General features: G+C 73.4%; 2 protein-coding genes. Both read left to right on the forward strand.

All coding sequences use genetic code 11. The features are described 5' to 3' along the window. Positions 1 to 10 precede the first annotated feature (10 nt). Positions 11 to 15,052, forward strand: a complete 15,042-nt coding sequence (locus MUY14_RS02815; RefSeq protein WP_247020482.1) for a type I polyketide synthase — start codon at positions 11 to 13, stop codon at positions 15,050 to 15,052. Between the two features lie 17 nt (positions 15,053 to 15,069). Then, positions 15,070 to 23,913, forward strand: a complete 8,844-nt coding sequence (locus tag MUY14_RS02820; RefSeq protein WP_247020484.1) for a type I polyketide synthase — start codon at positions 15,070 to 15,072, stop codon at positions 23,911 to 23,913. Positions 23,914 to 24,075: the final 162 nt, after the last annotated feature.

The raw sequence follows: 24,075 nt of genomic DNA on the forward strand, positions 1-24,075 counted from the left end.
AGCTGAAACCATGGCCACGCCTGAGAAGGTGCTCGACGCGCTGCGCGCCTCCGTCAAGGAGGCCGAGCGGCTGCGGCGGCAGAACCGGCAGCTCGTCGAGGCCGCGACCGAGCCGGTCGCCATCGTCGCGATGGCCTGCCGGTTCCCCGGTGGCGTGCGCTCGCCCGAGGGGCTGTGGGACCTGGTGGCCCGCGGTGGTGACGCCGTCACGGCGTTCCCCGCCAACCGCGGCTGGGACACCGCGACGCTGTTCGACGAAGGCCGCCCGGGCACGACGTACGCGCGAGAAGGCGCTTTCCTGCACGACGCCGACCTCTTCGACGCCGGCTTCTTCGGGATCTCGCCGCGCGAAGCCCTCGCCATGGACCCCCAGCAGCGGCTCCTGCTCGAGACGTCCTGGGAGGCCTTCGAACGCGCCGGCATCGACCCGGCTTCAGTGCGGGGCAGCCGGACCGGCGTCTTCGTCGGCTCCAACGGCCAGGACTACCTCACCCTGCTGCGCTCGTCGGCCGAGGACGTCGAGGGCTACCTCGGCACCGGCAACGCGGCGAGCGTCGTTTCCGGGCGGCTGTCGTACCTGTTCGGGTTCGAAGGCACGTCGCTGACCGTCGACACGGCGTGTTCGTCGTCGCTGGTCGCCCTGCACCTCGCCGTGCAGGCGCTGCGGCAGGGCGAGTGCGACCTGGCCCTCGCCGGCGGCGCGACGGTGATGGCCACCCCCGGCACGTTCGTCGAGTTCAGCAAGCAGCGCGGGCTCGCCCCGGACGGCCGCGTCAAGGCGTTCGCCGAGGCCGCCGACGGCACCGGCTGGGGCGAAGGCGTCGGAATGCTCCTGGTGGAGCGCCTTTCCGACGCACAGCGCCACGGCCACGAAGTCCTGGCCCTGGTCCGGGGATCGGCGGTCAACTCCGACGGCGCGTCCAACGGCCTGACCGCGCCGAACGGCCCGTCCCAGCAACGCGTGATCCGCGCGGCCCTCGACAGCGCCCGCTTGTCCACTTCGGACATCGACGTCGTCGAGGCGCACGGTACGGGAACCACCCTCGGCGACCCGATCGAAGCGCAGGCACTCCTGGCCACCTACGGCCAGGACCGTTCGACGCCGCTGTGGCTCGGTTCGGTGAAGTCGAACATCGGGCACACCCAGGCGGCGGCGGGTGTCGCCGGGATCATCAAGATGGTCATGGCGATGCGGCACGGTGTCCTGCCGCGGACGTTGCACGTCGACGCGCCATCGTCGCATGTGGACTGGTCGGCGGGCGCGGTCGAGCTCCTGACCGAGTCCCGCGAATGGCCTTCGGACGACCGGCCTCGGCGAGCCGCGGTGTCGTCGTTCGGGGTCAGCGGCACCAACGCGCACACGATCCTGGAAGCCGTTCCGCCCGCCGAGCCGGTGCCCGCCGGGACACCGATGGGCACCCTCACGCCGTTCGTGCTGTCGGCGAAGACCCCGGAAGCCCTTCAGGCGCAGATTTCCCAGCTCGACGCGGTGACGGCCGACCCCGTTGACATCGCCCGCACCCTGGCCACCACCCGGACGGCGTTCGAGCACCGCGCCGTCGTCCTCGAACCGAACCTGATCACCGGCGAGGTCCGCGAGGATTCCCGGCTGGCAGTGCTGTTCACCGGCCAAGGCGCGCAACGGGCCGGCATGGGCCAAGACCTCTACGCCCGCTTCCCGGTCTACGCCGAAGCTTTCGACGCCGTCCTCGCCCACTTCGACCCCGCCCTCCGCGCCGCCCTCACCGACGCCGAACTCCTCAACCGCACCGAGTTCACCCAGCCCGCGCTGTTCGCCATCGAGGTCGCGCTCTTCCGCTTGGTCGAGTCGTTCGGCGTCCGCCCGGACTTCGTGGCGGGGCACTCGATCGGCGAGATTTCCGCCGCGCACGTTGCCGGTGTCCTGTCCCTCGAGGACGCGTGCCGCCTGGTCGCCGCGCGGGCGTCGCTGATGCAGGCCCTGCCCACTGGTGGCGCGATGGTCTCGATCGCCGCCCCCGAGTCCGAGATCGTGCTGACCGAGGGCGTCTCGATCGCCGCGGTGAACGGTCCCGAGTCGGTCGTCATCTCCGGCGACGAGGCCGCCGTGCTGGCGATCGCCGCGCAGTTCCCCAAGACCAAGCGCCTCACCGTCAGTCACGCGTTCCACTCGCCGCTGATGGACCCGATGCTCGAGGACTTCCGCGCGGTCGCCGAGACGTTGAACTACCGCTCTGCGACGATCCCGGTGATCTCGAATGTGAGCGGTGCTCTCGCCGACCCGTTCACGGCCGACTACTGGGTCCGCCACGTCCGCGAGGCCGTCCGGTTCGCCGATGGAATCGCGACCCTCGAAGCCGAAGGCGTCCACACGTTCCTGGAGCTGGGACCGGACGGAGTCCTCAGCGCGATGGTGCCGGGCACGGCCTTCCCGGCCCTGCGACGTGACCGCGACGAGGAACGGACCCTGCTCGCCGCCCTCGCGGGGGTGTGGGTCAACGGCGGCGCCGTCGACTGGGCCGCCTACCTGCCCACCGGCCCGCGGATCGACCTGCCCACCTACCCCTTCCAGCGGGAACGCTTCTGGCCCACGCCCGCACCGCAGGCCGATGTCGACGTCCCCGCGCTCGCCGCCGAACTCGGCCTGCCCGAACACACCCTGCGCCCCGCCATCGCGGCCGTGCGGCGACGCCGTGAAGAGGCCACGGCCGCGGACGCGTGGCGCTACCGGGTCACCTGGACACCGCTGACCGCCACCGACGTCCCGGCACCGCAGGGCGACTGCCTCGTCATCGACCCGTCCCCGCAGCTGGAAGCCGTCCTCGAGAACTGGAACGGCCGGGTCATCCGCCTCGACGGCCCTATCGGTGACATCGATCCGGTCGCCGTGTTCAGCGGTGCCGGGCTCGAGCGAACCGTCGACCTCCTGCGCGAACTCGGTGCCACCGGGATCGACGCCCCGCTGTGGTGCGTCACCACCGGAGCCGTCCGCGCCACCGGAACCGACCCCGCGCCGGACCCCGATCAGGCCGCGATCTGGGGTCTCGGCCGCGCGGCCGCACTCGAACTGCCGGAGCGCTGGGGCGGCCTGATCGATCTTCCATCCACTGTGGACGAAGACGTCGCGGCACGGTTCCTGGCACTGCTCAGCGGCGACGAGGACCAGGTCGCCGTGCGCGCGGAGGGCAGCTTCGGGCGGCGGCTGGAGCCCGCCGAGCCGGTCGCCGCTCCCGCGTGGACCCCGCGTGGCACGGTCCTCGTCACCGGCGGGACCGGCGCGCTGGGCGCCCAGGTCGCCCGCCGTCTCGCCCGGGACGGTGCCGACCACCTGGTGCTGGTCTCCCGCCGCGGCGCCGACGCACCCGGCGCGGCCGAGCTGGCCGACGAGCTGGGCGTGCGGGTGACGTTCGCCGCCGGCGACGTCGCCGACCGGGAGTTCCTGGCCGAGCTGATCGAGCGCGTCAGTCCCGGGCTCACCGCCGTCGTGCACACCGCGGGCGTCGTGCGGTCCGCGCTGCTGTCCGAAGTGGACAGCGCCGCGGTCGCCGAGCAGTGGGCGGCCAAAGTGACCGGCGCCCGCCACCTCGACGAACTCCTCGCCGACGCCGACCTCGACGCGTTCGTCCTGTTCTCCTCGATCGCCGGGGTGTGGGGCAGCGGGCAGCAGGGGCTCTACGGCGCCGCAAACGCTTTCCTCGACGCGCTCGCCGAAGGCCGCCGCGCCCGCGGGCTGGCCGCCACGGCCGTCGCGTGGGGTCCGTGGGCCGACGGCGGGATGGCCGCCGACAACGACGCCGAGGACTACCTCCTCCGCCGTGGTCTGCGCGCACTGGAGCCGGGCGTGGCCGTGACGGCGCTCCTGCGGGCCGCGGGCGGCGATACGAACGTCACGTTCGCCGACGTCGACTGGCCCCGGTTCGCCGCCGCGTTCACCTCCCGGCGGCCGAGCCCGCTGCTGGCCGGGATCCCGGACGCCGTCCCGGCGCCGGAAACCCCCGCGACCGGTGGTCTCGTCGGCCGGCTGCGCGGCCTGACCCCGGCGGTCGCCGACGAGGTGCTGCTGCAGCTCGTCCGTGACCAGGCCGCCGCGGTGCTCGGGCACGCGAGCGCGGCCGCCGTCGCGCCGGACCGCGCGTTCCAGGAGATCGGCTTCGACTCGCTGACCGCGATCGAGCTGCGGGACGCCCTGCACGCGGAGACCGGGCTCGCCCTGCCCGCGACGCTCGTCTACGACTGGCCGACGCCGGCCGCGCTCGCCGGTCACCTGCGGGCCGGTGTCCTCGGCGACGCCGTCACCGAAACCACCACGAAAACGGCCGCGGCGGCCGACGAGCCGATCGCCATCGTCGCGATGAGCTGCCGGTACGCGGGCGGGATCGCGTCGCCGGAAGACCTGTGGCGCCTGGTGTCCGGCGGCGCGGACGCGGTCTCCGGTTTCCCCGCCGACCGCGGCTGGGACCTCGAAAACCTCTACGACGCCGACCCCTCGCGACTCGGCTCGGTCAGCGTCACCGAAGGCGCTTTCCTCGACGCGGCAGGCGGTTTCGACGCCGGGTTCTTCGGCATCTCGCCGCGCGAGGCACTCGCGATGGACCCGCAGCAGCGGCTCCTGCTGGAGCTGACGTGGGAGGCGTTCGAGCGCGCGGGCATCGACCCGGCTTCGGTCCGGGGGAGCCGGACCGGCGTGTTCGCCGGCACCAACAGCCACGACTACACGACGCTGCTCCTCGGCTCGGCCGACACCCTCGAAGGCCACATCGCGACCGGCAACGCGGCGAGCGTCGCATCGGGCCGGCTCTCTTACACCTTCGGCTTGGAGGGCCCGGCCGTCTCGGTCGACACGGCGTGCTCGTCTTCGCTGGTCGCGCTGCACCTGGCCGTCCAGTCGCTGCGGCTCGGCGAATGCTCGATGGCGCTGGCGGGCGGCGTCACGGTGATGGCGACGCCGGGCACGTTCGTGGAGTTCAGCCGCCAGCGCGGCCTCGCCACCGACGGTCGTTGCAAGGCGTTCGCCGAGGCCGCGGACGGCACGGCGTGGGGCGAAGGCGCGGGCCTGGTCCTGCTCGAACGGCTCTCGGACGCCGAGCGCAACGGACACCGCGTGCTGGCCGTGGTCCGCGGCTCGGCGGTCAACCAGGACGGCGCGTCCAACGGCCTCACCGCGCCGAACGGCCCGGCCCAGCAGCGCGTCATCCGCGCGGCACTGGCCGACGCCGGTCTGTCCACTTCGGACGTCGACGTGGTCGAAGCCCACGGCACCGGAACCACTTTGGGCGACCCGATCGAAGCCCAGGCGCTCCTGGCCACCTACGGCCAAGACCGTGAGACGCCGTTGTGGCTCGGCTCGGTGAAGTCCAACATCGGCCACACCCAGGCCGCCGCGGGCGTCGCCGGCGTGATCAAGATGGTGATGGCGATGCGGCACGGCGTGCTGCCGCGGACGCTGCACGTCGACGCGCCCTCTTCGCACGTGGACTGGACGGCGGGTGCCGTCGAGCTGCTGACCGAGTCGCGCGAGTGGACGGCCGACCGGCCGCTGCGGGCCGCGGTCTCGTCGTTCGGCATGAGCGGCACCAACGCGCACACCGTACTGGAAGCCGTTTCCCAGCAGGAGCTTTCGCCTGCCGCTGAGTCAGGCCCGGTTCCGTGGGTGCTCTCGGCTCGTTCGGCCGATGCCCTGCGCGGCCAGGCGCAGGCTCTGCTCGGGGTGGCCGGTACTCCGGCGGACATCGGCTTCTCCCTGGTCGCCACCCGGGCTTCCCTGCCGCACCGCGCGGTCGTGACCGGCGACTTCGCCGAGGGCCTGACTGCGCTGGCCGAGGGTACCCCGGCGGCGAACGTCGTCACCGGCGTGGCCGGGGCGCCGGGCAAGGTCGCCCTGGTCTTCCCCGGTCAGGGCTCCCAGTGGGCCGGAATGGCACTCGAACTCGCGGAGTCTTCGCCGGTCTTCGCCGCCCGCCTCGACGAGTGCGCGGCTGCGCTGGACTCCTTTGTGGACTGGCAGCTCCGTGACGTGCTCGCCGACGCGGAGGCGCTGAGCCGGGTCGACGTCGTGCAGCCCGCGTTGTTCGCGGTGATGGTTTCGCTGGCGGAGTTGTGGCGCTCGTTCGGCGTGGTCCCGGACGCCGTCGTCGGCCACTCCCAGGGTGAGATCGCCGCCGCGGTGGTGTCGGGTGCGCTGTCCCTTGAGGACGGTGCCCGCGTGGTTGCTCTGCGGAGCAAGGCGATCCTCGCGCTGGCCGGCCGTGGCGGGATGGTCTCGGTGGCCGCCTCCCGCGAAGCCGTCGAAGAACGGCTGACCGACGGTCTCTCGATCGCCGCCGTCAACGGCCCGGCCGCGGTCGTGGTCTCCGGCGAGCCGCGGTCGCTCGACGAGCTGATCGCCTCCTGCGAAGCCGACGGCATCCGCGCCAAGCGGGTCCCAGTGGACTACGCGTCGCACTCGGCGCAGGTCGAGCAGCTGCGTGACGAACTCCTCGACGTGCTGGCCCCGATCGCTCCTCGCGTGGGCGAGATCGCCTTCATCTCAACGGTGACGGGGGAGTGGAACGAAAGCGTCGACGCCGAGTACTGGTACACCAACCTGCGCAGCACCGTCCGCCTGGACACCGCGGTCGAGCGGTTGAAGAGCGAGGGCTTCGGCACGTTCATCGAGGCCTCGCCGCACCCGGTCCTGACGATGGCGCTGGGCGAAGACGTTGTGGCACTGGGAAGTCTGCGCCGCGACGACGGGGAATTGACCCGCTTCCACACCGCGCTGGCCGAGGCGCACGTCCACGGGGTCACCGTCGACTGGACCCCGGCCTTCCGGAACGCCCGGGTCGTCGACCTCCCGACGTACGCCTTCCAGCGCAAGCAGTACTGGCCCCGCCCGGCCACCCGCACCGGCGACGCCGCCGGGCTCGGCCTCGGCCCCGTCGAGCACCCCCTGCTCGGCGCCGCGGTCACCCTCGCCGAGGAGGATCGGCTCGTCCTCACCGGACGGCTCTCCCGGCAGACGCACCCCTGGCTCGCCGACCACGAGGTCCTCGGCACCGCGCTGCTGCCCGGCACGGCGTTCGCCGAACTCGCCATCCACGCGGGCGACCACACCGGCTGCGGCACCGTCGAAGAACTCACCCTCGGGGCGCCGCTGGCCGTGCCCACCACCGGCGGCGTCCAGCTCCAGCTCGTCGTCGAGGCACCGGCCGAGGACGGCCGCCGCGCCCTGACCATCAGCTCCCGCCCGGACCGACCCGGCGCCCGCTGGACGCGGCACGCCCAAGGCGTCCTGGCCCTCGGCGCCCCGGAAGCCGAGCCCCTGCCCGACTGGCCGCCCGCCGGCGCGGAGGCGCTCGACGTCGAGGCCCATTACACCGCACTCGCCAACGCCGGTTACCACTACGGACCCGCCTTCCGCGGCCTGCGCGCCGCGTGGCGCCGCGACGGAGACGTCTTCGCCGAGGTGGAGCTGCCGGGAACCGACGCGTTCGCGGTGCACCCGGCTCTGCTCGACGCCGCCCTGCACGCACTCGGCCTCGGCGGGTTCTTCCCCGACGACGGCCAGGCCCGCCTCCCGTTCGCGTTCACCGACGTGAGCCTGTTCGCCACCGGGGCGAGCGCCCTGCGCGTGCGGCTGAGCCAGGCGGGTCCGAACGCGGTGTCGGTCGTGGCCAGCGACCCGGCCGGCCACCCGGTGGCAAGCATCGGCTCGCTGGCGTTCCAGACCGCGTCCACAGTGGACGACGTGCCGGACGCCCTCTTCCGCACCGAGTGGACACCGGTCACCACGACCGGCGAAGCGCCCGGATTCACGTGGCTGACCGGATCCTTGACGGACCTCGCCGAGGTGCCGGCCGCGGTGGTCCTGCCGGTCACCGGCACCGACCCGCACGCGGTCGCGGCGCACGTCCTCGCGACCGCGCAGGAGTGGCTGGCCGACGACCGGTTCGCGGCGGCCCGGCTGGTGGTGCTCACCACCGGCGCGCTCGCTGCCCTGCCCGGCGACCCGGTGCCCGCGTTGGCGCAGTCCCCGGCGTGGGGCCTGATCCGTTCGGCTCAGTCGGAAAACCCCGACCGCTTCGTGCTCCTCGACCTCGACGACCGTTCCGACGCGGCCGCCGCCATCGGCACCGCGCTGGCGTCCGGCGAACCGCAGTCGGCCGCCCGCGCGGGGACAGTGCTCGTCCCGCGCCTGGCTCGCCCGGCCACGGAATTGACCCTGCCCGGCGCTGGGCAGGCATGCCCGGAACTGGCCTTGCCCGGCGCCTGGCGCGTCGGCACGACCGGCACCGGCACCCTCGACGGCCTCACCACCCTCCCGGCGCCGGAAGCCGAAGCCGCACTCGGGCCCGACGAGATCCGCGTCGAGGTCCGCGCGGCCGGCCTGAACTTCCGCGACGTCCTGATCACCCTCGGCATGTATCCGGGCCAGGCCCTGATGGGCGGCGAGGCCGCCGGCACCGTCCTCGAAACGGGCGAACAGGTCCGCGGCCTGACCGCCGGCGACCGCGTGACCGGCCTGTTCACCGGCGCACTCGGTCCCGTCGCGGTCACCGACCACCGCCTGGTCACCCCGATGCCGGACGGCTGGAGCTTCGCCGAAGCCGCATCGATCCCGGTCGCGTTCGCCACCGCCTACTACGGCCTGTTCGACCTCGGCGGCCTCGAAGCGGGCCAGTCCGTACTCGTGCACGCGGCCGCCGGCGGCGTCGGCATGGCGGCCGTCCAGCTCGCCCGCCACCACGGCGCCGAGGTCTTCGCGACCGCGAGCACCGGAAAGCACGACGTGCTGACGCAAATGGGTCTCGACACCATCCACATCGGAGACTCCCGGTCACTGTCCTTTGAGGATCACTTCCGCAAGGCGACCAACGGGCACGGCGTCGACGTCGTGCTCGACGCCCTCGCCGGCGAGTTCGTCGACGCCTCCCTCCGGCTGCTGCCCCGCGGCGGCCGCTTCGTCGAGATGGGCAAGGCCGACCTCCGCGACGCCGCCGAAGTCGCGCGGGTCCACGAAGGCGTCCTCTACCGCGCGTTCGACCTGATCGAAGCCGGACCCGAACGCCTGCAGGAGATCCTGCGTGAACTGGCCGGGCTGTTCGAAGCCGGCGGACTCACCCCGCTGCCGCGGCGCACCTGGGACCTGCGGCAGGTGCCGGAGGCGTTCCGGTTCATCAGCCAGGCCCGGCACGTCGGCAAGAACGTCGTCACGCTGCCGCGCCCGCTCGACCCGGCCGGCACCGTGCTCGTCACCGGCGGCACCGGCACGCTCGGCGCCCGCGTCGCGCGCCACCTCGTGACCGCGCACGGCGTCCGGCGGCTGCTGCTGGTCAGCCGCCGCGGCCCGGACGCGCCGGGCGCGACTGAACTCGCGAACGACCTGACCGCGCTGGGCGCCGAGGTGACGATCGCCGCGTGCGACGCCGCCGATCGCGACGCACTGGCCGAGCTGCTGGCCGGCCGCACACTGACCGGCGTCGTGCACACGGCGGGCGTCCTCGCCGACGGCCTGCTCACCGGCCTCGACCCGGCCCGCCTCGACGAGGTGCTGCGGCCCAAGGTCGACGCCGCCGTCAACCTGCACGAGCTCACGCGGAACATGGACCTGGCGCTGTTCGTGCTCTTCTCGGCTGCGGCCGGCGTGTTCGGCACGGCCGGGCAGGGCAACTACGCGGCCGCCAACACCGCGCTCGACGCACTGGCCGCGCACCGGCGTGCGCTCGGCCTGCCGGGAGTCTCCCTGGCCTGGGGCCTGTGGGCGGAGGCCAGCGGCATGACCGGCCACCTCGGCGCCACCGACCTGGCGCGGATGTCGAGGGGCGGCATGACCGGGCTGTCCGACGCCGACGGGCTGGCCCTGTTCGCCGCGGCCATCGCCCGCGGCGAGACCTTGGCGATCCCGGCCCGGCTCGACCTCTCGGCGTCGAACGGTCCGGTGCCGCCGCTGCTGCGCGGGCTCGTCCGCGCCACCCGCCGCGCCGCCACCACGACCGCGTCGAGCGACGGCGGACTGACCTCCCGGCTGCAGACGCTGCCCGCCGCCGAGCGTGACCGGCGGCTGCTGGAGCTGGTCCGCGACCACGTCGCCGCGGTGCTCGGCCACGACACCGCCGACGAGATCGAGCCCGGCCGCTCCTTCGCCGAACTCGGCTTCGACTCGCTGACCGCCGTCGAGCTGCGCAACCGGCTCGGCGCCGCGACCGGCCTGCGCCTGCCGGCGACGCTGGTGTTCGACCACCCGGCCCCGGCGGCGCTCGTGGCCCTGCTGCGGACCGAGCTCTTCGGTGCCGCCGCGGAACAGCCGACGCAGGTCGTGACCGCGGCATCCGGCGACGACCCGGTCGTCATCGTGGCGATGAGCTGCCGCTACCCGGGTTCGGTCGCGTCGCCGGAGGACCTGTGGTCCCTTGTGGACGGTGGCGTCGACGCGATCACGCCGTTCCCCGCCGACCGCGGCTGGGACCTCGATGGTCTGTACCACCCGGAACCCGGCACGCCCGGCCGCATCTACACGCGCAACGGCGGTTTCGTCCGCGACGCCGACCGCTTCGACCCGGAGCTGTTCGAGATCGCGCCGCGCGAGGCCCTGACCATGGACCCGCAGCAGCGCCTGCTGCTCGAAGCGACGTGGGAGGCCTTCGAGCGCGCCGGCATCGACCCGACGTCGGCCCGGGGCAGCCGGACCGGCGTGTTCGTCGGCGCGGCGACGTCCGGCTACGGCACGGGCGCGGCGACCGACGGCCTCGAAGGGCACCTGATGACCGGCGGGACGTCGTCGGTGGCGTCGGGCCGACTGTCCTATGTGTTCGGTTTGGAAGGTCCCTCGCTGACGGTGGACACGGCGTGTTCGTCGTCGCTGGTGGCGTTGCACCTGGCAGTGCAGGCCCTGCGGCGCGGCGAATGCGACCTGGCGCTCGCCGGCGGCGTGACGGTGATGCCGACCCCCGGCGTCCTGCTCGCGTTCAGCCAGCAGCGCGGTCTCGCCGAAGACGGCCGGATCAAGGCGTTCGCCGAGGGCGCGGACGGCACCAGCATGGCCGAAGGCATCGGCATGCTGCTGGTGGAGCGCCTCTCGGACGCGCGGCGCAACGGTCACGAGGTGTTGGCCGTGGTGCGCGGTTCGGCGGTGAATTCGGACGGCGCGTCGAACGGCTTGACGGCGCCGAACGGCCCGTCGCAGCAACGGGTCATCCGCGCCGCGCTGGCCGACGCAGGCTTGGCTCCGTCCGAAGTGGACGCGGTGGAGGCGCACGGCACCGGCACCAAACTCGGTGACCCGATCGAAGCGCAGGCGCTGCTGGCGACCTACGGTCAGGACCGGTCGACGCCGCTGCTGCTGGGTTCGGTGAAGTCGAACCTGGGACACACCCAGGCCGCCGCCGGGGTCGCGGGCGTCATCAAAATGGTGATGGCGATGCGCCATGGTTTGCTGCCCCGGACATTGCACGTCGACACGCCGTCGTCGCATGTGGACTGGGCTTCGGGTGCGGTGGAGCTGCTGACCGAGCCGCGCGAGTGGCCGTCGGACCGTCCCCGGCGGGCGGGTGTTTCGTCGTTCGGCATCTCCGGCACCAACGCGCACACGATCCTGGAGCAGGCACCGGACGCCGTCACCGAGGATCGCGCGCCGGTTTCCGGCCCGGTGCCGTGGGTGTTGTCGGCGAAGAGCCCGGCGGCACTGCGGGCACAGGCCGCCCGCCTGCACGGATTCCTCGGCGACGAGGTCCCCGCCGACGTCGCACTGAGCCTGGCGACCACCCGCGCCGACCTCGGCCACCGCGCGGCGGTCATCGGCGAGACCGGCCCCGAACTCCTGGCTGGACTGGCCGCGATCGCCGACGCCGACCCGGGCGCCCTGACCGGCACCGGCGCCCCCGGCCGCCTGGCGGTGCTGTTCACCGGCCAGGGCGCACAGCGGGCCGGAATGGGCCGCGAGCTGTACGCCCGGTTCCCGGTGTTCGCGGCGGCGTTCGACGAGGCCTGCGCCCTGCTCGACACCGACGTGCCGCTGGCCGAGGTGATCGAGACGGATCTGCTCGACCGGACCGGCTACGCGCAGCCCGCGATCTTCGCCCTCGAGGTCGCGTTGTTCCGGCTCGTCGAGTCGTGGGGAGTCCGGCCCGACTTCGTGGCGGGACACTCGATCGGCGAGCTGGCCGCCGCGCATGTCGCTGGGGTGCTCTCACTGCCCGACGCGTGCAAGCTGGTCACCGCCCGCGCAACCCTGATGCAGTCCCTCCCCGAGGGCGGCGCGATGGTGGCAATCGCCGCTCCGGAGGCCGAGGTCCGGGCCGCACTGGCCGATGACCGGGCCACGCTGGTCGGCGAGCGGGCCGAGCTGGCAGACGAGGCCACGCTGACCGGCGGCCGGGCTGAGCTGGCTGGGGATCGCGCCGAGCTGACCAGTGGCTGGGCTGAGCCGGCTGCCGACCGGGCTGAGCCTGCCGGTGACCGGGCCGAGAAGGTCGGCGCCGGGGCCGCACTGCCCGGCGATCGAGCTGAGCAGGTCGGCAACCGGGCCGCGCTGGTCGGCGACCGTGTCGGCATCGCCGCGGTCAACGGTCCTCGCAGCACCGTCATCTCCGGCGACGAAACCGCCGTGCTCGCCATTGCCGCCGAGTTCGCCGCCCGCGGGGTCAAGACCAAGCGGCTCCGCGTCAGCCACGCCTTCCACTCGCCGCTCATGGACCCCATGCTCGCCGACTTCCGCGCGGTCGCCGAAACCCTCACGTACCACCCGGCGCAGATACCGGTGATCTCGAATGTGAGCGGTGCTCTCGCCGAGCCGTACACCGCGGAGTACTGGGTGCGCCACGTGCGCGAAGCCGTCCGGTTCGCCGACGCCGTGCACACGCTCACCGAGCAAAGCGCGAGCACGTTCCTCGAACTCGGCCCCGACGGCGTGCTGTCCGCGATGGCTGCCGAGAGCACTGATCTCCCTTCGGTCCCGACGCTCCGCGACGGCGAGAACGAGCCCCGCGCGCTGGTCACGGCCTTCGCCCGCCTCCGCGTCGCCGGCTTCCCGCTCGACACCGCCGCCCTGCTCGAAGGGGCCCGAAGGACCGCGCTGCCGACCTACGCCTTCCAACGGTCGCGGTTCTGGCTCGAACCCGCGGCAAAGACCGAAAGCGACAGCGGCTTCTGGGCCGCAGTCGACGCGGGCGACCTCGGACTCGACGACCAGGCCATGGCAGCCCTCGACCGCTGGCGCTCATCGTCCACAGTGGACGCCTGGCGCTACCGCGTCACCTGGCGACCGCTCGCCGAGACCACGGGACGCCTGACCGGTCGCTGGCTCATCCTCGGCACGAACGAGCTCGCCGAGCAGGTCGCCCAGGCACTGAAAGCGCACGGCGCCGAGCCGATCGTCGAGTCCGGCCGCCGCGAAAGGGCCGCGTTGACGACCCTGCTCCGCGACCACGCCGACGTCGAAGGAGTCGTGTCCCTGCTGGCGATCGGAGAAGACGCGGAGACCGGGCTCGCCGCCAACCTGGCGCTCACGCAGGCCTTCGCCGACTCCGGCATCCCCGCCCGCCTGTGGTGCCTCACCCAGGGCGCGGCCAAGGACGTCACCCAGCCCGGCCAGGCCACGACCTGGGGCTTCGGCCGGATCGCGGCCCTCGAGCTGCCGTCCGGCTGGGGCGGCCTCGCCGACCTGCCCGAGACGTTCGACGCGGCGGCCGGAGCCCGGCTCGCGGCCGTGCTCGCCGACGGCACCGAGGACGAGGTTGCCCTCCGACCGGACGGTGTCTTCGCCCGCCGGCTCGCGCCCGCCCCGCCCGGGGAGACGCGGGATTGGCGCCCGCGCGGCACGGTGCTGATCACCGGCGGTACCGGTGCGCTCGGCGCCGCGGTCGCCCGTGAACTCGCCGCCACCGGAGCCGAACACCTCGTGCTCACCGGCCGTCGCGGCGCCCAGGCACCGGGCGCCGCCGAGCTGGCCTCGGAGCTGTCCGCCCTCGGCGTCCGCGTCACCCTCGCCACCTGCGACGCGGCCGACCGGGACGCCCTCGAGAAGGTCATCGCGGCCATCCCGGCCGACCTGCCGCTGACCGCGGTCGTGCACGCCGCCGGCACCGGCCAGAACGGCCCGCTCACCGCGATCACGCCCGGGGAGGTGACCGCGGTGCTGGCCGGCAAGGTGGCCGGCGCCCGGCACCTCGACGAGCTGACCCGCGACCGCGACCTCGACGCGTTCGTCCTGTTCTCCTCGATCTCCGGCGTGTGGGGCAGCGGTGAGCAGGCGGTTTACGGTGCGGCGAACGCGTTCCTCGACGCGCTCGCCGAAGAACGCCGCGGCCGCGGGCTCACCGCGACCGCGATCGCGTGGGGCCCGTGGGCCGAATCCGGGATGGCGGCCGACGACGGCGCGGTGCGGATGCTGCGCGGACGCGGCCTGCCGCCGATGGAACCCGCGCTCGGCGTCACGGCCTTCCGCCGGGCGCTCGCGACGGACGACACCGCCGTCGTGGTCGCCGACGTCGACTGGGCCAAGTTCGCGCCGGTCTTCACCGCGGCCCGGCCCCGGCCGGTCCTGGCCGACCTCCCGGCGGTGCGGGCCGTGCTCACCGAGGCCGAGCCCGAGGAGACCGGGTTCGCTTCGATGTCCATTCAGGACCGGCCGAAGGCGCTGCTCACCCTGGTCCTCGACCAGGTCGCGGGCGTCCTCGGGCACTCGGCGCAGGCGATCGGGCCGGAACGCGCTTTCAAGGAGCTCGGTTTCGACTCGCTGATGGCGGTCGAGCTGCGCAACCGGCTCGCCACCGGAACCGGGCTGAGCCTGCCGGCGTCGCTGGCCTTCGACCACCCGACGGCGGCCGACCTGGCCGAGGAGCTGGACCGGCGGCTGGGCGGCGGCGAGGCGGGCGGCGTCCGGCTCCTCGACGAGCTCGACCGGCTGGAAGCCGCTTTCGAAACCGTCACCGAGTCCGAATTGGACGGCATTTCCGCGCGCGGCGAGGTCACCGCGCGCCTGAAGGGTTTCCTCGCGCGCTGGAGCGACCTGTCCGGCGAGACCGGCGGCACCGACCTCGGCGGCGCCAGCGACGACGAGCTCTTCGACTTCATCGACAACACCTTCCGGACCTCGTGAAAGACAGTGGGGCGGCCATGGCCAACGAGCAGAAACTCCGTGACTACCTCAAGTTCGTCACGGCCGATCTGAAGGACACCCGCGACCGGCTCGCCGACGTCGAGGCCCGGGACCGGGAGCCCGTCGCGATCGTGGCCATGAGCTGCCGCTACCCCGGCGGCGTCGGCTCGCCCGAAGACCTGTGGCAGCTGGTCGAATCCGGCACCGACGCGATCGGGGGCTTCCCGGCCGACCGCGGCTGGCCCGCTGGTTCGTTCCAGGGCGGTTTCCTTTACGGGGCAGGCGAATTCGACGCCGGTTTCTTCGGCATCTCGCCCCGCGAGGCCCTCGCGATGGACCCCCAGCAGCGGCTGCTGCTGGAGACGTCGTGGGAGCTGCTGGAGCGGGCCGGGATCGCGCCGAAGTCGTTGAAGCGCAGCAGTACCGGTGTGTTCGTCGGCGGCGCGGCTTCCGGTTACGGCACGTCCGCGGGTGACAACGAAGAGGTCGCGGGCTACCTGCTCACCGGGACCGCGGGCAGCGTGCTGTCCGGGCGGCTGTCCTACCACCTCGGGCTGGAGGGGCCGTCGGTCACGATCGACTCGGCGTGCTCGTCGTCGCTGGTCGCCCTCCACCTGGCCGCGCAGGCGTTGCGGCGCGGTGAATGCACCCTGGCGATCGCCGGTGGGGTGACCGTGATGGCCACCCCGGGCACGTTCGCCGAGTTCGACCGGCAGGGCGGCCTGGCGGCGGACGGTCGCTGCAAGGCGTTCGCCGACGCCGCCGACGGCACCGGCTGGGCCGAGGGCGTCGGCATGCTGCTGGTCGAACGGCTGTCGGACGCGCGGCGCCTCGGCCACCCGGTCCTGGCGGTCCTGCGCGGTTCGGCGGTCAACTCCGACGGCGCGTCCAACGGCCTCACCGCCCCCAACGGCCCCTCCCAGCGCCGCGTCATCACCGCCGCCCTCGCCGCGGCGCGACTGTCCACATCGGACGTGGACGTCGTCGAGGCGCACGGCACGGGTACTTCGCTCGGCGACCCGATCGAAGCGCAGGCGCTGCTCGAAACCTACGGCCAGGACCGCTCGACCCCGTTGTGGCTGGGGTCGGTGAAGTCGAACATCGGGCACACGCAGTCGGCGTCCGGGGTGGCGGGCGTGATCAAGATGGTCATGGCGATGCGCCACGGCCTGCTGCCGCGCACTTTGCACGCCGAGGAGCCGTCGTCGCAAGTGGACTGGACGGCCGGCGCGGTGGAGCTCCTCACTTCGGCGCGTGAGTGGACTGCTGACCGGCCGCGCCGCGCGGCGGTTTCGTCGTTCGGGATCTCCGGGACGAACGCGCACGTGATCCTCGAAGAGGTGGAGTCCGCGGCGCCTTCGCCGACCGAGGTGACGGGTCCGGTGCCGTGGCTGATCTCGGCCCGTGGCGCGGACGCTTTGCGTGCGCAGGCGGCGGCACTCGTTCCGTTTGCCGACGCCGGCCTTCCGGACGTGGGCGCGGCGCTGCTCAACGGCCGCACGGCGTTCGAGGACCGCGCCGTCGTGGTCGGTGCCTCGGCGGACGAGATGCGGGCCGGGCTGGCGGCCCTCGCTTCCGGGGGCAGTTCCCCGACTTCGGTGCACGGCAGTGTGACGCCGGGTGCGCTGGCGGTGCTCTTCACGGGCCAAGGCGCGCAACGGGTCGGAATGGGTCGCGGTCTCTACGCGCGCTTTCCCGTCTACGCCGCCGCTTTCGACGCCGTCCTCGCCCACTTCGAGCCCTCGCTCCGCGAGGCCCTCGACGACGCCGAGTTGCTCAACCGCACGGAATTCACCCAGCCGGCGTTGTTCGCCGTCGAGGTGGCCCTGTTCCGTCTCGTGGAGTCCTTCGGCATCCGCCCGGACTTCGTGGCGGGTCACTCGATCGGCGAGATCTCCGCCGCCCATGTGGCCGGGGTCCTGTCCCTCGAGGACGCATGCCGCCTGGTCGCCGCTCGCGCCTCGCTCATGCAGGCCCTCCCCGCCGGTGGCGCGATGGTGTCGATCGCCGCTCCCGAGTCCGAGATCGTCTTGACCGGGGGCGTGTCCATCGCCGCGGTAAACACGCCCGAGTCAGTGGTCATCTCCGGCGACGAGTCCGCGGTCCTGGCGATCGCCGCGCAGTTCCCGAAGACCAGGCGTCTCAAGGTCAGTCACGCGTTCCACTCGCCGCTGATGGACCCGATGCTCGAGGACTTCCGCGCGGTCGCCGAGGGTTTGGAGCATCGCTCTGCGACGATCCCGGTGATCTCGAATGTGAGCGGTGCTCTCGCCGAGCCGTTCACCGCCGACTACTGGGTCCGCCACGTCCGCGAAGCGGTCCGCTTCGCCGACGGCATCGCCACCCTCAAAGCCGAAGGCGCGCAGATCTTCCTCGAGCTGGGTCCGGACGGGGTGCTCAGCGCGATGGTCGACGGAACCGCGATCAGTGCTCTGCGACGAGATCGGGATGATGAGAGAGCACTGCTCTCGGCGTTGAGCACCGTTCACGTCCACGGCGTCGACGTCGACTGGACCGCCTTCTTGCCCGCCGAAACGCATGCCGACCTGCCGACCTATGCCTTCCAGCGGCAGCACTACTGGCTCACCGGCACTGCCGAGGTGTCCACTGAGGACAAGGCGTTCTGGACGGCGGTCGAGAGCGCGGACACGGGCGACCTCGCCATCGCACTCGGCCTCGAGCAGGACCTCGCGGAAGCGGTGCGCCCGGCGCTGTCGGCGTGGCGGCACCGCAGCCGTCGGGACCGGACGGTCGCCGGCTGGCGGTACCGCGCCGAGTGGACCCCGCTCACCCCCGCCGCCGGCAACCCCGGGCGGTGGCTACTGGTTGCCCCGGCGGGCGACGAAACCGCCGCTCGCCTGGGTGAGCTCCTCACCGGTGTCGTGTCCCTGACCACCGCTGGCGAGTCCCGCGCCGAGCTGGCGGACCGCTTGCGCGAGGTTGCCTCGGCGGGGACCGGCGCCGCGTCCCCGAGCACGGCGGGAAAACTCGTCACCGCGCTGACCGATCAGCTGAACGATGCCGATCAGGCATGGACCGGTGTCCTGTCCGTCGGCGGCGACGTCGCCACGACCACCGCCCTCGTCCAAGCGCTCGGTGACGCGGGAATCGCCGCGCCGCTCTGGTGCCTGACCAGCGACACCCCCGCCCAAGCCGGGATCTGGGGGCTCGGCCGCAGCGCCGCGCTGGAAGTTCCCGAACGCTGGGGCGGACTCGTCGAGCTTCCCGCCGAACCGGACGAACACACCACCCGACAGCTCCTCGCCGTGCTGGGTGGGCGCGAGGACCAGGTGGCCATCCGCACGTCCGGCGTCTTCGGGCGCCGGCTCGTGCCCGCCCCGGCCGACACCGCGCGCGATTGGCGGTGGCGCGGCACCGTCCTGATCACCGGCGGCACCGGCGCGCTCGGCGCCCGCGCCGCGCGGTGGGCGGCGGCGAACGGTGCCGAACGGCTCGTCCTCACCTCCCGAAGCGGTCCGGACGCCCCAGGCGCGCCCGAACTGGCCGCCGAGCTGACCGCGGCCGGGACCCCGACGGTCATCGAGGCCTGCGACGTCGCCGATCGGGACGCCGTCGAAGCCCTCCTCAACCGGATCCCCGACCTGCGGGCCGTGGTGCACACCGCGGGCGTGCTCGACGACGGCGTCCTCGACACGCTGACCCCCGAGCGCCTCGCGCGGGTCGAGGCGGCCAAGGTCACCGGCGCCCTGCACCTCGACGAACTGACCCACGACCTCGACGCCTTCGTGCTGTTCTCCGGGCTCGCCGGCACCCTCGGCGCGGCCGGGCAGGCCGGGTACGCCGCCGCCAACGCCCAGCTCGACGCCTTGGCCGAGGCGCGCCGTGCCGCCGGGCAGCCCGCGCTGGCCGTGGCGTGGGGGCCATGGGCCGGCGGCGGGATGGCGGACGACGGCGTCACTGCCCGCCTCGGTGCGGCGGGGCTCCGGCCGCTCGATCCGGACCTCGCGCTCGCCGCGCTCGGTAGGGCGCTCGCCGCGGGGGACACGACCGTGGCGATCGCCGACGTCGACTGGCCGGTGTTCGGCCGGGCGTTCGCCGCGGCCCGGCCGAGTCCGCTGCTCGCCGAGCTGGCGCCGGCCGCCGAGGCGCCCGTCGTCGTCGAACGCACCGCCGCCGGGGTGCTGGACCTCGTCCGCGAGCACGTCGCCGCGGTGCTCGGGCACGCTTCGGCCGCGGCGGTCGACCGCGACCGGGCGTTCAGCGACCTCGGGTTCACGTCCTTGTCGGCGGTCGAGCTCCGTAACCGGCTGCGCACCGCGACCGGGCTCGACCTGCCCGCCACCCTCACCTACGACCACCCCGACCCGGCGACCCTCGCCCGGCACCTGCACGGCCTGCTCGCCGGTTCGGCGCCGGACGTGAGCACGCCGGCCGCGGTCGCCGCGAGCGACGACGAGCCGATCGCGATCGTGGCCATGGCGTGCCGGTTCCCCGGCGAAGTCCGGTCGCCGGAAGACCTGTGGGACCTCGTCGCGCGCGGCGCCGACGCGCTGTCCGCCCCGCCCGCCGACCGCGGCTGGCCGTCCGGCCTCGCCGCCGTCCGGCCGGGCGGATTCCTGAGCGGGGCCGCGGACTTCGACGCCGGCCTCTTCGGCATCTCGCCCCGCGAGGCGCTCGCCATGGACCCGCAGCAGCGGCTGCTGCTGGAAACGACGTGGGAGCTGTTCGAGCGCGCGGGCCTCGACCCGCGTTCGCTGCGCGGCGAGCGCATCGGCGTCTTCGCCGGCACCAACGGCCAGGACTACCCGGCGCTGCTCACCGACGCGGGCGACGACGTCGCCGGCTACGTCGGCACGGGCAACGCGGCGGCGGTCGTCTCCGGCCGGATCGCGTACTCGTTCGGGCTGGAAGGCCCGGCGGTCACCGTGGACACGGCGTGTTCGTCGTCGCTGGTGGCGGTGCACTGGGCGCGGCAGGCGCTGCGGGCGGGCGAGTGCTCGATGGCCATCGCGGGCGGTGTCACGGTGATGTCGACCCCGGGCGCGTTCGTGGAGTTCGACCGGCAGGGCGGCCTCGCCCCGGACGGCCGCATCAAGGCGTTCGCCGACGGCGCGGACGGCACCGGCTGGGGCGAAGGCGTCGGCTTGCTGCTGGTGGAGCGGTTGTCGGACGCGCGGCGCAACGGTCACGAGGTGTTGGCCGTGGTGCGGGGTTCGGCGGTGAATTCGGACGGTGCGTCGAACGGCTTGACGGCGCCGAACGGTCCGTCGCAGCAGCGGGTGATCCGCGCTGCTTTGGCGGATGCGGGTCTTGCTCCGTCCGAAGTGGACGCAGTGGAAGCACACGGCACCGGGACCAAACTCGGTGACCCGATCGAAGCGCAGGCGCTGCTGGCGACCTACGGTCAGGATCGCTCGACGCCGCTGCTGCTGGGTTCGGTGAAGTCGAACCTGGGGCACACGCAGGCCGCCGCCGGGGTCGCCGGGATCATCAAGATGGTCATGGCGATGCGCAACGGTGTGCTGCCGCAGACGCTGCACGTGGACCGTCCTTCGTCCCATGTGGACTGGACGTCGGGTGCGGTGGAGGTGCTGACCGAGCCGCGGAAGTGGCTGTCGGACCGTCCCCGGCGAGCGGGTGTTTCGTCGTTCGGGATCTCGGGGACCAACGCGCACACGATCCTGGAGCAGGCGCCCGAGGAGGCCGTCGTCCACGACACGGCGCCGGTCGGGGTGCTGCCGGTGCCGGTTTCGGCGCAGACCGAGGAAGGTGTGCGTGCGTTGGCTCGGCGGCTGCTCGCCGGTGAACGCGGTGCGCTGCCGGACGTGGCTTTCTCGCTGGCGACGGGCCGTGCGGCCTTGCCGCGGCGGGCGGTCGTGGTCGCTTCGGACGACGCTGAGCTGGTTCGCGGGTTGACGGCGTTGGCGGAGGGTGCGTCGGATCCGTCCGTGGTGCGCGGGGACGCCGCGCCTGGCCCGCTCGCGGTGCTGTTCACCGGTCAGGGCGCGCAACGGGCCGGGATGGGGCGGGGGCTGTCCGAGCGGTTCCCGGTGTTCGCCTCGGCTTTCGACGATGTGTGCGCCCGGTTCCCGGACCTGCGGACGGCTTTCGACGACGCCGAGCTGCTCAGCCGCACGGAGTTCACGCAGCCCGCGTTGTTCGCGATCGAGGTGGCGCTGTTCCGGTTGGCCGAGTCCTTCGGTGTCCGCCCGGACTTCGTGGCCGGCCACTCGATCGGCGAAATTTCGGCTGCTCACGTGGCCGGGGTGCTGTCCCTTGAGGACGCCTGCCGGCTGGTCTCGGCCCGCGCCTCGCTCATGCAGGCCCTGCCCGCCGGTGGGGCGATGGTCTCGATCGCCGCCCCCGAGTCCGCGATCGTCTTGACCGAGGGCGTCTCGATCGCGGCCGTGAACGGTCCCGAGTCCGTGGTCATCTCCGGTGACGAGGCCGCGGTGCTGAAGATCGCGGCGGAGTTCCCCAAGACCAAGCGTCTCACGGTGAGCCACGCGTTCCACTCGCCGTTGATGGATCCGATGCTGGACGAGTTCCGCGCGGTCGCCGAGACGCTCACCTACCACCCGGCGGCAATACCGGTGATCTCGAATGTGAGCGGTGCTCTCGCGGAGCCGTTCACGGCTGACTACTGGGTGCGGCACGTGCGGGAAGCGGTCCGATTCGCCGACGGCGTCTCGACGTTGGAGGCTGCCGGCGTAGGGGTGTTCCTGGAGCTGGGTCCGGACGGGGTGCTGAGTTCGATGGTCCCCGGCACGGCGATTCCCGCGCTGCGGCGGGACCGCGACGAAGAACGAACGTTCTTCACCGCACTGGCCGGGCTCCACGCCGCCGGGGTCCCGGTCGACTGGGCGGAGCTGCCCGGCCACCGGATTCCCTTGCCCACGTATGCTTTCCAGCGCGAGCGGTTCTGGCCCACCCCGGCTTCGCGCCCGGTCGGCGGCGAGGTCGACGCCCAGTTCTGGGCGGCCGTGGACCGCGCGGACGCGGCCGGTCTGTCGGCTGGGACCGGGGTGCCGGAATCGGACGTGGCGAAGGTGCTGCCGGCGCTGGCTTCGTGGCGTCGCGACCGTGCCGAGACCGCGGTGGCGGACTCCTGGCGCTACCGGGTGACCTGGCTCCCGATCGCGGAGCCCACCCCGGCGACCGCCGGGAGTCACGTGGCCGTGGCTGCCTCCGGAGCGGCTCGGCGCTGGGCCGATGCGCTGGGAGTCCCGGTCGTCGAGCCGCACGAGCTCGGTGCGGCCGACGGGGTCGTCCTGATCGCGGCACCGGGCGACGACGCGCTCGTCACCGCCATGGAGCTGGCCAGGGCCGGCGTGACCGCGCCCCTGTGGTGCGTGACGCTCGGCGCGGTCGAAGTCCCCGGCGACGACAGCCCCGGCGACCCCGGCCTGGCCGCGCTCTGGGGCTTCGGTCGGGCGCTCGCGTTGGAGACCCCGGACCACTGGGGTGGCCTGGTGGACGTGCCGGCGGTCCCCGACGAGCACCAGGTCGGCCGCCTCCGGGCAATCATCGCCGGCCAGGCCGGCGCCGGCGAAGACCAGCTCGCGCTCCGCCCCGTCGGCGTCTTCGCCCGTCGTCTCGTCCGCGCCCCGCTGACCGCGCCGGCCTGGAGCCCGCGGGGAACCGTCCTCATCACCGGAGGAACCGGTGCACTGGGCGCGACCGTCGCTCGCTGGGCCGCCGGGGCGGGCGCCGAACACCTCGTCCTCCTGAGCCGAAGCGGCCCGGCGGCACCCGGGGCCGGAGAACTGGCCGACGAGCTGCGCGCCGCCGGAGCCAAGGCGACCGTCCTGGCCTGCGACGTCGGCAACCGCGCCGACCTCGCCCGGACCCTCGAACGGCTCCCGGAGATCACCGCCGTCGTCCACGCCGCCGGGGTGAGCCAGGCCACCGCGTTCGCCGACCTCGACGACGCCGGCTTCCACCGGATCCGGGAAGCCAAGGTCGCCGGGGCCCGGCACCTCGACGAACTCCTCGGCGACGACCTCGAAGCCTTCGTCCTCTTCTCGTCCATCGCGGGAGTCTGGGGCAGCGGCGGCCAGACCGCCTACGCCGCGGCCAACGCCGAACTCGACGCACTCGCGAACCAGCGTCGGGCACGCGACCGGGTCGCCACCTCCGTGGCCTGGGGCCCCTGGGCCGAAGGCGGGATGGCCGCCGATCCGGCCGCCCAGGAGCACCTCCGGCGGCGTGGGCTCGCCACCCTCGCGCCCGAGAAAGCCCTCGCCGCGCTGCGGCGGGCCGGGGACGAGAACGTCGTCGTCGCCGATGTCGACTGGGCCAGGTTCGTCCCGGCCTTCACCGCCACACGCCCGAGCCGCCTGCTCGCCGAGCTGCCCGAGGCGCGGGTCGAGGAGCCGCAAAAGGCCGTCGACCAGGGGGACGGCTTCCGGACGAAGCTCGCCGGGCTCTCGCCGGCCGATCAGCTCGCCGAGCTCGTCACCCTCATCCGGACCGAGGCCGCGCACGTCCTGGGGCACGCCACGACCGCCGCCGTGGATCCCAAGCGGGCCTTCACCGAGCTCGGGTTCGACTCGCTCACCGCCGTCGAGCTGCGGGGCCGGCTCGCCGCCGAGACCGGGCTCGAACTGCCCGCCACCCTCGTGTTCAACCACCCCAACACGACCGCGCTCGCCGAGCACCTGCGGGCGCAGCTGGGGGACAGCACCCCCAGCGTGCTGGCCGAACTCGAGCGGCTGGAGACGGCGCTGGCCGGCGGCGAACCCGACCGGCTGACGCGCGGGGAGCTGACCGTCCGGCTGCAGGCTCTCTTGAGCCGGTACGCCGAACCGGCGGCGGTCCCGGCGCCGGCCGGCGGCCTCGAATTCGCCGACGACGACGCGCTTCTCGAATTCATCAACAATGACCTCGGGAAATTGTAGAAGCAATTCTTGAAAGGAAAACCCGCCCTCGGCAAGGGGGCGGGTTTTCCCTGTGTAGGGGCCCCTTTAAGGGGGATCATTAGGGGTTGTAGGGCCAAAAAAGGTCCCATAGCCTGCAGATTGATGCCACTTCGGCGCGGGTCCGGTGCCGCTTTCGGCGGT

Origin of the sequence: Amycolatopsis sp. FBCC-B4732, from assembly GCF_023008405.1 — a bacterium.
Taxonomy (GTDB): Bacteria; Actinomycetota; Actinomycetes; order Mycobacteriales; family Pseudonocardiaceae; genus Amycolatopsis; species Amycolatopsis pretoriensis_A.